Annotated in this window: 9 protein-coding genes; all 9 read right to left on the bottom strand. The window is 38.9% G+C overall.

All coding sequences use genetic code 11. The annotated features are described in order from the left end of the window. Window positions 1-10: 10 nt before the first annotated feature. Complete coding sequence (locus tag BM107_RS07290) at window positions 11-3,145, bottom strand: SusC/RagA family TonB-linked outer membrane protein (RefSeq protein WP_166672322.1); 3,135 nt, start codon at window positions 3,143-3,145, stop codon at window positions 11-13. Window positions 3,146-3,631: 486 nt separating this feature from the next. Next, window positions 3,632-6,088 (bottom strand): TonB-dependent receptor, encoded by a 2,457-nt coding sequence (locus BM107_RS07285; protein ID WP_090981771.1) that lies wholly within the window; start codon window positions 6,086-6,088, stop codon window positions 3,632-3,634. 199 nt (window positions 6,089-6,287) lie between these two features. After that, complete coding sequence (locus BM107_RS07280; RefSeq protein WP_090981769.1) at window positions 6,288-7,526, bottom strand: SAM-dependent methyltransferase; 1,239 nt, start codon at window positions 7,524-7,526, stop codon at window positions 6,288-6,290. A gap of 10 nt (window positions 7,527-7,536) precedes the next feature. Further along, window positions 7,537-8,349, bottom strand: a complete 813-nt coding sequence (locus BM107_RS07275; protein WP_090981767.1) for a DUF1365 domain-containing protein — start codon at window positions 8,347-8,349, stop codon at window positions 7,537-7,539. Between the two features lie 206 nt (window positions 8,350-8,555). Beyond that, window positions 8,556-9,800 carry an NAD(P)/FAD-dependent oxidoreductase gene (locus BM107_RS07270; protein ID WP_090981765.1) on the bottom strand — a complete coding sequence of 415 codons (1,245 nt, stop codon included), beginning with the start codon at window positions 9,798-9,800 and terminating at the stop codon, window positions 8,556-8,558. An 88-nt stretch (window positions 9,801-9,888) separates the two neighbouring features. Continuing rightward, entirely contained in the window at window positions 9,889-10,917 is a 1,029-nt protein-coding gene (locus BM107_RS07265; protein ID WP_090981763.1) for an SAM-dependent methyltransferase, read from the bottom strand. A gap of 145 nt (window positions 10,918-11,062) precedes the next feature. Continuing rightward, window positions 11,063-11,863, bottom strand: coding sequence for a DUF1295 domain-containing protein (locus BM107_RS07260; protein WP_134204059.1), 801 nt, complete (start codon window positions 11,861-11,863; stop codon window positions 11,063-11,065). Between the two features lie 83 nt (window positions 11,864-11,946). Next, window positions 11,947-12,282, bottom strand: a complete 336-nt coding sequence (locus BM107_RS07255) for a DUF1475 family protein (protein WP_159435210.1) — start codon at window positions 12,280-12,282, stop codon at window positions 11,947-11,949. 634 nt (window positions 12,283-12,916) lie between these two features. Next, complete coding sequence (locus BM107_RS07250) at window positions 12,917-13,645, bottom strand: acyl-CoA desaturase (protein ID WP_090981758.1); 729 nt, start codon at window positions 13,643-13,645, stop codon at window positions 12,917-12,919. Between the last annotated feature and the right edge of the window lie 116 nt (window positions 13,646-13,761).

Below are 13,761 nucleotides of genomic sequence, written 5' to 3'. Positions count from 1 at the left end.
GTATTTTTTTTTAAAAACCAACATTAAGTGTGAACATGATTGTACGGGCCGATGGATAGGTAAAACCAGCAGAACCATCGTTATTACTACCAGCATCATAAGAGCTTGATTCAGGATCAACTCCGTAATATTTCGTCCACAGCCATAAATTATTTCCGGTAACTGATAGCGAAGCATTTTTGATCGTTTTTGCAGGCAACCAGTTTGTTGGTAAGCTATAGGTTAAACTGGCAGAGCGCAAACGTACCCAGGAGGCATCGCTTACAAAAGGTTCAGAAACGTTACGGTAGTAAATGCGGTAATATCCTTCGCCATAATCAACGCCGTCAGGCCCTATCCTTTGGCCCATGTATACCGGTTTTGTATTCGGCTGACCGTTGGCCAGGACACCATCAAATACTTTTACGGTTCTTCTGTCAGCAGTATAATCAGGTAATCCGAAAGCCGAATAAAAATCTTCCAGCCAGTTGTATTTTTCAAATCCCAAACGTGCATCAAACAATACATTTAAACTAAAATCTTTGTACCTGAAGGTATTGCCCATACCGATAATATATTTCGGTTGCGAGTTACCCAACAGTTTCTGCTTTCCTCCTGAAATGCTAGGGAAACCATTTGCACCGATCAGCAATGGAAGGCTTTTATCAAGCACAACCGGATCTTCTGGTGTATTGCCATAATAGCGGTTAAAATAACTACCGTAAATATTACCATAAGGTTGACCTTTAATCAACTTCATGGTTACCCCGGCATTGCCATACCCCCTTGCGGCACCGTATACAATTTCTGATATTCCGTTAGGCATGCTCAATACCATATTCCTATTTGCAGAAAAATTAACATTTACATCCCATCTGAAATCTTTTGATACAATGGGTTTACCATTCAATACCAGCTCCACTCCTCTGTTCCTGATATCGCCTGCATTGATCGATTTGGTTACATAACCGACGGCAGACGACACCTGTGTTTGGATAATCTGATCCTTGCTTAATGAATAATAGTATGTTAAATCAAAACCTAAACGGCTTTTAAAGAACGACATTTCCAAACCCGCTTCATAAGTATTGGTAAACTCCGGACGAAGCTCGGAATTACCAAGATTTGGAGCAATTGTTAAACCTCCGGTACCGGTTGGCAAAGAAGTATAAGGTGTATAGCCTGTAAAGGTAGAATATTCTGATGCATCCTTACCGATCCTGGCATAAGATAAGCGCAATTTGGCCTGACTAATGGCAGCGGGTAATTTAAACTGATCGGAAAATACATAACTTAAACTGGCAGAAGGATAAAAAAAGGACCTGCTTGCCTTAGGAAGCGTTGAGGTAATATCATTTCTTCCAGTAATGGTTAGGAAAAGGTAATTTTTATAATCGAAAGTGGCCTCTCCAAAATAACCTACCAATCTTTTTTGTTTTAGTGTTTGCGTAGGGGTTAACACACCAGCATTCGCTAAATTAAAGAAATTATATACCCCAAGGATACTGCCCAAAGTACCCACATCTTTCGACTTACGGTCGTAGACTTCTTGTCCAATCCTTAATGTTCCGGTGATATCGTCAGTTAGTTTTGTATTAAAAGTGGCAACAAAAGTGCTGTTGATGGTTCTGAATTTGGTGTTATACTCTCCATAAAAGCCCTGCGCATTATCATACATGGCTTCGGTGGCATACATTGGACCACGTGCGGTGCGAACGCGGTTATCACCATAGGTATCCACCCCTAAACGGTAAGAAAAATTAAGCCATTTGGCAGGATCGTAACTCAAACTTGCCCCACCAATAAAACGGTTAACATCACCTTTGAACCTATTATTTGCAGTACCCCAAATCGGGTTATTGGTTCCGAAATATTTTTGTGATCCATCCGGATTCTGATAATCGGCAACATCATAGCGTGGCGACCAGTAAGCAAGGCTTTCGCCAAATCGATCTGCGCTATAGGTATAACCACCCGAATTGGTAAAATTCATGTTTACTGATGCCTTAAATTTCGGACTGATGGTAAAGTCGGTATTCAATCTTCCAGAGAAATTTTTGTTATCGGTATTCGGCATCATCCCCTTTTGATAAAGCTGCGAAATGGAAGAGAAAAATTTTATAGCATCGCTTCCGCCGGTAACCGATAAAGAATTTTTTACCTGCTGACCGGTACCAAATGCGCGGTCGTAGTTATTGAATAATTGATCGGGATGTGTTGGATCGATTAATTTTGCCTCGGCAATAGTTGGTCCCCAGCCTGGTCCGATACCACCCGGTGGATTGGTATAAACCCCCAGAACGCCTTGGGTATATTCTGTTTGAACATCTGGCGATTTCAAAACCTCATCAAGGCCATAACTGCTATTAAAGTTTATACTAACACCATTTTGTTTCCCCCTTTTCGTGGTAATAACTACAACGCCATTGGCTCCCCTTAGGCCATAAAGTGCGGTGGCGGCGCCTCCTTTTAAAATATTGATGGTTTCAATATCTTCAGGATTAATATCTGATGCCCTGTTTGTTACTCCTCTAGAACCAAATGCTGTCCCATCAGGATTTGCACCAATAGTAGAGGTTGAGTTATCAATCTGTACCCCATCAATTACATATAAAGGATCTCCCGAAATGTTCGGATCAATGGAGTTTACTCCTCTTATTCGGATACTTGCCCCCTGGCCCGGACCACCACCTGTACTCGATATGGTTGCTCCTGCTACTTTACCCTGCAATGCATTAAGCAGATTGGGTTGGTGATTATAGTTTAAATCAGTACTGCCTACAGTTTGTGCGGCATAACCTAACGATTTTGCCTGCCGGGTGATACCTAAAGCAGTAGAAATGGTTACTTCCTGTAACTCTTGCGCATCAGAAGCCAGCACTGCATTAACCGTGGTTTTACTGCCAACGGTAATTTCCTGGGTTTTATATCCGATTAAACTAATTAAGAGTACCGAGCTTGGCGAAGGTGCCTGAATGGTAAAAGCGCCATTACTATCAGTTGAGGTACCTGTTGCAGTTCCCTTAATTTTTATACTTACTCCGGGTAACGGACCTCCGTCATCAGATGAAGTGATTTTGCCTGTTATGGTTTTTACCTGGGCCAAAGTAGGTAATCCAATAAGTAAGATGCAGAGAAAAACAAGCGAGGTAAAGAGTTTTTTCATATGTGGATTATTTAGGATAGTGATTGCTAGTTAATTGCAATATAGGTTTTTAACCAAATAAAAATGCATTAAAACAGACAGCAATACCTAATTTAAAGTATTTTTTACATTACAAATTGCCGTACCTCGCACAAACAAGTAGAATACGCATTCAAAAACAGTAAAAACTCACTTAGAAATGATAAATAAGTTAATAAACACCTAAATAGAATTTTAAAAACCAACAATACGGCAGTATAGACATAATTTGATCAATCACTCGGCTAAACTGTCGAAAAACCATAGCGTATTCATGTGGCGTAGGATATTAATTTATCTACGCATCATCATTGAAATAATTATCAGTTATTACACCGCCTGATCAACCTCAGATCCTTTAAACCATATGCCAATAGCCCTGTTTGAAAGCTGGTAGCTTCCCTTTAAAGGCAAAAAAGTCTTTCCGAATTAACGGAAAGACTTTAATATATATTTGGATTGAAATTTTTATTGCTGAACGCCACCACCCATCGCACCGCCTTGTTGCTGGTCTTGCTTGATATCGTCGTTTTTGATCTTTTTCTTCTCTGTAAATTTAAGTTTACCGAATGAATAACTAAAGTTGACACCAAAAGAACGTAACGGATAATAAATATTAGTGCTTTGATATAGCGTACTAACTTTATCACCATTAGTAGTAACAGAGTTATTAACTGTTTTAATGTGTAAATCTCTTGTAAACGGATTCAAGGTATTGATACCAATTGATCCTTTTTTATTCAGGATATCTTTTTTGAAAGATGCCCCGTAAAACACCATTGCATCTGTTTTACCTTGATAAGTTCTTCTTGGCGAATTTACTACACCAAACAATTCAAAATTGTAGCCTTTACCAAATCCATATGCTGAACGGCCAAATATGTTATAATTCAAGAATGTTCCTGTACTTACTCCCGTAACATTATTACTCACCTCATATGTGTTTACACCAAGATTGGTCATTAAAGTCCATTTTGGTTTAGGATTGTAAGATGCAAAAACATTGGCACCATAAGTTTGGGCCACACCTACGTTGATAAAACTTGTTAAAGTTTTATCAACTCCATTTTCTTTAAAAGAACTAATTGAACTCTCAATAACGCCACCGGTACGGCGATAAAATACCGAAGCATTAATTACCGAACCTTTAATAAAGGTAGAGTACCCTAACTCCAAATTATCGCTCAACTCAGGACTTAAATCAGGTTGTCCTTCTCTAACATTAAAAGGATCGCTCTCGTTACGGAACGGATTTAAGTAAGATAAACTTGGTCTTTGTACCCTGCGGTTATAACTTAATTTCAAGGTTGCATTTCCTTTAAGTGTTTGCGAAATGATTGCACTGGGAAACAGGTTAAAATAATCATTTTTCTGTATGCCAGCTTTTTCATTGTTAAAACTAATACTGGTATACTCTGATCTCAAACCACCTTTAAAATTTAATTTTTTACTTAATTTGAAGCTGATCACACCGTAAGCCGATGCTACATTTTGGTCGTAATCGAAATCACTTTCACTTTCATTGCTGAATTCACTGCTAATATTCCTGAAAATACCTTTAACACCCACCTCTAAAATGGTCGATTTGGTGAATGGATAGGTATAATCGGTCTGTGCAGTATACTCTTTGTTTTTACCTGTATTGTTATTATTAATCGGCTTAAATGTAGAACCTAATATTTCGTTCTGAAATGCTGTAGTATTTCTTCCGGTTGATAACTGACCGGAAACGGTAAATTCCTCGCCTTCTTTTTTGGTGGTATGTTTATAATCTACGTTCCAGTCAAAATTACTGAAACCCATATCCATGTTACTTTTATTAACAGACGGCACACCATTAATGATGTAATCTGCGCTACCTGGTCCTCCGTTCGAAAAATTATTATATTTTAGGTTAGAACTTAGGTTGTTGTAAGCATTAAAATCATAATCTACACCAACACTTCCATTATAACCATTTCGACTCCATTTCGAGTACCCATCCTGTAAAATATTGTTGTATGTTGTTTTGGTTAAACTGTCTATACGGGTATTGTTTTCAAACTGTACCCTTGATTTTTGCGCATAAGCTAAATTTGTACCCAAGCTGGTATTAATGCTCAATCGGCCAGTTTTAGCTGTTAAGTTAAATGCACCATTATTTTGGCGTGTTCCTGCAGAAGCGTTTACGGTTCCACTTACCCCTTGTGCATTCGATTTTTTGGTAATGATATTGATGATACCACCTGATCCTTCAGCGTCATATTTGGCCGATGGACTGGTAATGACTTCTACACTTTTAATCTGCTCAGCAGGAATCATTTTTAAGGCATCAGAAACACTACTGGCCATCGTACCAGAAGGTTTACCGTTAATTAAAACGCGTACTGCACCGCCGCGAAGCTGAACATTTCCATCAACATCTACAGATAACATGGGTACCTTACGCATTACATCTGTTGCATCACCACCGGCATTTGTTCCGTCAGCCTCTGCATTATAAACCATTCTGTCGATTTTATTTTCGATAACCGCCTTTGTACCCTGCACCTGAACATCTGCCAAAGTATTTTCTGTTCCCACGATATAAATCGTCCCGATATTGTTATCCGGTTTTGATGGCGTGGTGGTAACCAGAACAGATTTTGTTTTATAGCCCATAAAACCAATCATCAGCTTATAGGAATCTGGAGAAACATTTTGTAAGGTAAGTTTTCCTTTTTCGTCGGTTACGCCACCGTTTACCGATTTATTGTTTTTCACACTAATCAAAGAAACCGTTGCGTAATCAATTGGCTTTTTAGTTAATGAATCGAGTATAGTGGCCGTGATCCGTCCGGTAACTGTTGATTTTTTGGGTGCTCCACCAAGTCCGCCAGTAGGAAACTGGGCATGTGCACTAAAAAATATACCAAGGATAAAGCTTAATAGTAAAAGTTTTTTCATTTCAAGAGTTTGTCTTTTTTAATTAGTCTGCGCAAATTGCATTTTGTTACAATAATACGCTATACTTTTTGCACCAACTCTATCAATTACCCGGCGAAGGCCACACTTTTATCGGCAAAAAAACATGGAAGAAGTAAAATGTGTAATGGAAGATGAGAATTTCACTTCTCCATCTTACATCCTCCATTTCACATCATCCTTACCTCGAAATATTGTTAGGTCTGGAATAAACCATTTGCATCACATTAATATTCCGCATGGCAAAAGCAGCTTCACAATAATTCAGGTAATAGTTCCACTTGCGGATAAAGGTTTCATCAAAACCCAATGCTTTTACTTTATTCAGGTTTTTGTTAAATTCGACAAACCATAAATGAAGTGTACGGGCATAATCCAAACCCATATCTTTTAAATCAACCATGGTTAAATCACCGGTTTCATTTACAGCTTTGTTAATGGCTGCTACCGAAGGTAAAAGCGAACCCGGAAAAATATGCTTCTGAATCCAATCTACTCCATTTCTCAATTTATCGTACCTACAATCAGGAGACGTAATGACCTGAAATGCAAAAATCCCATCAGGTTTTAATAATTGCTGGCATTTTTCAAAATAGGTTTCCAAATATTGATGTCCTACAGCCTCCAGCATTTCGATTGATACGATTTTGTCAAAAACACCTTCAATTTTGCGGTAGTCCTGGATAATGATCGAAACTTTACCGGCCAATCCCTCTTCATGCACGCGTTCCATCGCTAATTTCTGTTGTTCCTTAGAAATGGTTACCGAAGTAACTTTACAGCCGTAGTTTTTGGCCAAGAAAATGGCATTACCACCCCAGCCACTTCCTATTTCCAATACATGATCGGTCGACTTGATTTTTAACTGCCTCGCCAGGCGATCGTATTTGGCATATTGCGAGTCTTCTAAACTTAAATCATCGGGGTTAAAGTAACCACTCGAATAAGTCATGGTTTTATCCAGGAAAGTGGCGAAGAAATCATTATTCAGATCGTAATGCTCTGAAATATTTTTCTGCGATCCGGCCAAAGTATTCGCCCTGCGCACGTGGTAGATTTTGTTTACCCATTTAAAAATATTCAGCGCTATGGAATTTACCTTACTTCCGGTTACTGAGGGTGCATTTTCAATATTCAGGATGACCCATTTAATTACGTTGGTAATATTTGTGGTATCCCAAAGGCCGGAGGTATAGCCTTCACCAAAACCGATATCGCCATAAAGTGCGATGGATTTAAAGAAATGAGGGTGATTTACCTGTATGTGCGCTTCTATTTGATGTTCACCATTTCCAAAAACAAGTGTTTCGCCACCTGGCAATGAAAGTTCCAATCTGCCCAAGGTCATTTTAGAAAGTGCATTCAATACTGCTCTTTCGAAAAAGCCCTTTGATGTTCTGGCGGCGGTAAGCGTATTCATAGTGTCTGATCTATTTAATTTGTGGTTTGTAGGGTTTATATACGTTACGTTGCAATTCAGGGTTTTCGGCTTTTGGATGAAAAGGTATTTTTTTAATCCAAAGTTTGAAGGCCTGCCAGTGGATCATGCCCATGATCTGCAATGGAATGAAGGGGATAGAAAAAAAATAACGAAGCAAAGCCGTGTTGGTTAATGACTTCTTTTCTCCTGTCAAAGTACTGATAAAAAAGCGATTGCCCTGCTTATCTATATCGTCAATTTTGATATCAAGTTTATCAGCCGGAACCCTCAACTTAAAATCGAAAGCATCGTCGTGGTCAATAAACGGTGAAACATAAAAATATTTAGTAGTGATTTTGGTAAAGGTATCCCCATGCAATTCGTCTTTTCCAAAGAAAAAAAGTTTCATTTCCCGGTAAGTGTTGCTGATTTCGGCCACACAACAAACCGGATTGCCCTGCTCGTCAAAGCAATAATAAAAGGAAACAGGATTGAAGTTGTAACCCAGCACATTGAGGTTGGTAAGCAGTTTTATTTTAAGTCTGCTACCATCAATACCATTTTCCTTTAAATAACTTTCTACATGCTGACGTGCGTTTTTGGTTTGATCGGGATTTTCCTTTGGTAACTGAAGGTGCTCCGAATCACGAAAAGAAAAAAGGTTAAATTTATTCCTGCTGAACCAGCGCAACTTTTTATCCAACAGATCCAATTCATCCAGGTCGATATAAAACATATACACGCTATACCAAAAGGAATGTTTTTTGGGCGCCAGGCGGTGGTGCATGACTTTTGCGGTGTAGATAGATGAGTTGATTTGCATTAATATTACAATTTACAAAATTTATGATGATTTATCATTCTTAACGTGCTGTCATTCTGAGCGCAGCGAAGAATTTTTTATAATAGATCGTTAAAAAGAAAAGTCGTCATCTCGACTGGAGTGCAGCGAAATGGAGAGATCTATCTGGCAAGATTTCTCGACTGCGTTGCACTCCAGTCGAAATGACGTATTTTAAGAGATATCCGTTACATCATCCCACACAAATCCACCGCACTCTTATAAGCATCTTCATGAAAACCATATTTAAAATAACTTCCGCAATAATAAACAGGACCGGTTTCATTTAGCCTGTGCAAATGCTCCTGCGCCTGCATTGCCGGAACATCAAACAATGGATGATGGTAGTCAATTTCTTTGATAATCCTATCTCGATTTAACGTTTCGGTGGGATTAATGGAAACAAAGTAATTCTGCTTTTCAGAAACACCTTGTAAATTGTTCATCCAATAAATAGTACTTGGCAATAACTTATCACCTTGCTGTTCTACACGGTAATTCCAGCTGCTCCAGGCCAGTTTGGCTTCAGGCATCTGCTTCTCATCAGTATGCACAACAGCTTTGTTTAACTGGTATTTAAAGTTGGAAAGCAATTCAGATTCCAGCGCTGTTTTATCTTTTACGATCTCAAAAGTCTGGTCGGCATGGCTGGCCATAATTACTTTATCGAATTCCAATTTCTCACCTTTTTGGTTTTCTACTTCAACTTTACCATTCTCCAACCGTTTTACCGCTACAATTTTGGTATTGATCTTAATTCTGTCGCGAAACGGGGCAATCAGTTTTTCACGGTAAGCCTGACTACCGTTTTGCAATGTATACCATTGATGCTGGGTATTCAAACCTAAAAAACCATGATTTTTGAAGAAACGGATCAAGGTGACTGCCGGAAAATCCAGAATCTGTTCCATCGGTGCGCTCCATACCGCAGCACTCATTGGGATGAGGTATTGCCAGAGCATATCGCCACTGTAGCCAAATTCCTTAAAAAACTGCCCGATCGAATAATCCTGGTATTCAGGCTTATCTAAAATTTCTACACTTTGTTTGTTGAAACGGTTAATCTGCATCAACATTTTTAAATACGGAATATTGAATAAATTCTTCCGCTGGGCAAAAAGATGATTCAAGCTTGAGCCGCTATATTCTAACTTTTTGGGGAGAAACTGCACGCTAAAAGACATATCTGTCTTCATTACGGGTGCGTCAATCTCTGCAAACATCTCTGTCAGGTTTGGATAAGTCTGATAGTTAAAAACCATAAAGCCGCTATCCAGATAAATGGGTTTACCATCCTCTTCAAGCGTTATCGTATTGGTATGTCCGCCAATATAATCTGCTTCTTCGAAAATCGTAAGATCATATTGATGTTGCAGTTTATGGGCACAACCCATGCCTGCTATTCCTGAGCCAATAATGGCGAGTGTTTTCATTGTGATAGATTTGATTAATCGTCATGCTGAATTTATTTCAGCATCATTTAGAAAGACCCTGAATCAAGTTCAGGGTGACGTATCTGCATTAAACCTTTTCAAACAAATAATGGCATACCATCCATTCGTTTCCCTTGTTGTAATTAAAAAGTTCTGCGCATGACATGTAAAATAACCTCCAATATACCCACCATTTCACCGCCTGATCTTTCCCGTAAGTCGTTTCGAAAATTGGCATGATTTCCTTCTTATGCTTATCCATATTGCTTAACCAGGCTTCAGCCGTTTTGCCATAATTAGTTCCATTTACCACCCAATGTTTATCAATTTTAAGGTCGTCGTTAAAGTAGAAGAACAAATGGTTGGATGGCATAATCCCGCCGGTGAAAAAGTATTTGCTCATCCAGTCGGTTTCGTCAATCACTTCAAATTTGTAAGCCAGGGTTTTGTGCGTAAAAATATGTACGAACAGCTTTCCATCAGGTTTCATAAATGAGGCCACCTTGTTAAGCAAAAATTTATAGTTGCGCATGTGCTCAAACATTTCAACCGAAACCACCCGGTCAAATGTATCGGCAATGGTAAACGTATTCATATCGGCAGTTAAAACCGTTAGGTTTTGGATTCCGCGTTGCTTCGCCGTTTCATCAATGAAGATTTTTTGTGTAGCAGAGTTAGATACCACGGTAAATGTGCTTTCAGGATATTTAGCTGCCATATACAGCGACAGCGACCCCCAGCCACAGCCCAATTCTAAAACATTCTGTCTGTTTTGTAAATCGGCCCTTTTACAGGTTAATGCCAGCATATCTTCTTCCGAAGTATCAATATCCTTAACGCCAGGTTTCCAGTAACCACTACTGTATTTTAAGTTTTTGCCTAAACAGTACTGAAAAAATTCGGTTGGAAGCTCGTAATGCTGTTCATTCGCATCAGCAGTATTTACCGCAATAGGCGATTGCTTCAGCTCTGCAACCAGGTCCATAAATTTTTCCTGCTGCAATTCTTCATTGCCCAGCGTTTCATCATCCAGGCGCTGTTTGCACAATTTTCTAATGCCTATACGCAAGGCCGTATCCGGAAGTTTGTCGTTTTCTAAAAGTTTATCGTACCACATTTTGAGGTTGGAAGGTTAAAGGTTGTAAGGTTGAAGGTTTACGTGTAATAAAAATGTATGATTTAAGGTTTAGGTTAATGTACGATGTGAAACGGTTGATGGATTTGCAGTTTGCATGGACCTTATCCATATCACATTTTCCATTTTACCTCTTTTTACTCCACGGAAAAAAAGCGCTCGTTGTTTCCTGATATCTTTTATAAGCTATAGGTTTGCTCCTTAGGTTTTGTTCTTCGTTATTCGGAACGCCGGTAACCCTCGTTAATAAGTACAAAATCACCGCCGGGCTAATAATAGCCAGAATTCCCCATGGCGATGCCAGCGCAAAAATGAAATAAGCTATCCAGGTTAGCCATTCAAAAAAATAGTTCGGGTGACGGCTATAGTACCACAAACCGGTGTCGCATACTTTGCCTTTATTAAGCGGATCTTTTTTAAAGGCCGCAAGTTGTCTGTCGGCAATCATTTCTCCAAAAAATGCGATTACCCAAACCAATGCACCTGCATACTCAAAAAAGGAAATAGCCTGCGAATGATTGGCGGTGATGATAAAAAATGGAATGGCCAGTATGACATTTGATATGGCCTGAAATTGAAAAAAGACAAAGAAATTTCGATCGGCTTTGTCTCCCCATTCTTTACGCAACTGTACATACCTTCCTTCTTCTTCATCCAGATGACCAATAACACGTTGCCAAAGATGAACACCTAAACGTAACTCAGCCAGTAGAAACATCCCACAGATTAAAATCTTCCGGGGTTCGTAGCCCTCAGATAAAAAAAATGTAATGACGGTGATTACGGGAAAATTCAGTGCCCAAAAAACATCAACCACACCTGCGTTTTTGATTTTCTTCGCCCAACTCCAAACCATAGCCATGATAAAACAGCAGGCTATAAGCGAAAGGAGTGCGATAAATAAAAGATGTCCTGTTTGGAGCGGCATAAGTTTAAAGTAAAAAGGTTTAAGGCAAAAAAGCCAGTTAGCTTTGCTAAGAAAAACCGTTAAGCCATTCTGCAACCTAAATCTTACACCTCACGTTTTAAAAGTAATTCCTTAACACCATCACCATCTTTTAGTTTAAATAAATACACTAAAACATAAGCCAGGGTTGCAATGCTGCCTAAACATACGAACAAAATAGCAATAGAGATTTTAAGAATAATGCTTTTTTCTTTATAAAACATCCAAAGTGTAATAATAAAGATGTTGGCATAAAAATCCCAGAGGGTAGCACGCATCCACGGAATGCTGCCCAGGAAATTCCATTGTTCGAAAAGGTTACTTTCTAACGAAGTGCTGATTACTTTATAACACATAAAAACCAACAGTGCGGAGAAAATAAATTTGAGGAGGTTGATCATATGATAGTTAAGTTTTGAAACAGATTGGAATATATACGTTAAGATAGGCAAAAAAGATTTTATGGTAAAACCCTTGCCTTTACCCTTCGACTCCGCTACCATTGACAGGCTCCATTAACACGACGGTCATTGCGAGGAGGAACGACGAAGCAATCTTTCATACCATTAATCCTTGCCATAAAAGATTCCTTCGTCGGCTGAAAAAGCCTTCTCGTAATGACGATAATCAGAGGAAATTTTATTTACTATTAAGTTATCCTGCCATTTATTTTTATTTCATAAATTATACCCCAGGGTTGATCAAGCGCAGGATATGCTCCGTGTTTCCGTGACAAAAAATAAATACGTTTTTATGAGAAAGCAAGATTCTGTTCGTTTCGGTTAACATAGTCCTGCCATTTCCAGTCCGTACTGCAAGCGGGTGCTTCAATCTTTGTGGGGTGCTATAATACTTTGTGCTGGTATGTTTTTCATAGCTTGCAGATGCTTCGTACCTCAGCATGACAGTGTATTTGAAAGTTACTGCCAACAAAAAGGATTTTCACTGCTGTCAGGTTTAATTAACAGACAGCAGTGGAAAAAGAAATCTTTAATGGTCTGTGAGACACAGACCATGGAATATCGAATATAGGCTTTAAACCTTTCTGATTTTGATAATCTTCATCCAGTGCAATACTTTCATTACCGGATAGGTTGGATCAAACTCCCACCATTTAGTAGCAAAATTTGGACTATTTGGTTTTTTGTGGTGGTTGTTCTGAAAAAGCTCGCCCATCAATAAAAAATCCCAGGGTAAGGAGTTTTTACTATGATCCTCATTATCATGGTTTGAATAACCATACTTATGTCCACACCAGTTTACAATTGCCCCATGTAATGGGCCCATTAAAAAATGGATCGGTAACAGTAAATACATCCACCAGTAATTGGCAAAAGCAATGTAAAAACCGATATAAAACAACCCACATGCAATTCTCCAGGCCCATGAATTTCCGATCTTATCAACCAATGGCCATTCAGGATAATTTCCCTGGAAAGCTGGTTCAGGCTGTATTTTATATTTCAGGTAATTCATGTACATGTTCTTTGTTGCAATCATCATCCCGAAAACATCTTTAAAAAAATGTGGAGAATGTGGATCCTTTTCGGTATCACTATAGGCATGGTGCATCCTATGCAGGATGGCATAAGCCCGCGGGTTTAAAAATGATGAACCTTGCGAGATCAGTAATACCAGATAGAAAAACCGCTCCCAAAAACGCTCCATTTTAAACATCTTATGTGAAGAGTAACGGTGAAGGAAAAAGGTTTGGCTAAACAGGGATAAAAACCAATGGCAAAGAAAAAAAATGAGGATAATCATGTATGAGTGTGTATACTATATAAACGTAGCTTTAAGACCTTTAGTTTTCATACCGTACAAAAACTATACTGGCCTAAACGTTTAGAGAAACATTATCCTGTTCTGAAACGTGGAAC

It is taken from the genome of Pedobacter suwonensis, assembly GCF_900111825.1.
Classification (GTDB): Bacteria; Bacteroidota; Bacteroidia; order Sphingobacteriales; family Sphingobacteriaceae; genus Pedobacter; species Pedobacter suwonensis.
The sequence above is the reverse complement of the archived record's forward strand: the minus strand, read 5'-3'. Positions and strand labels throughout refer to the sequence as shown.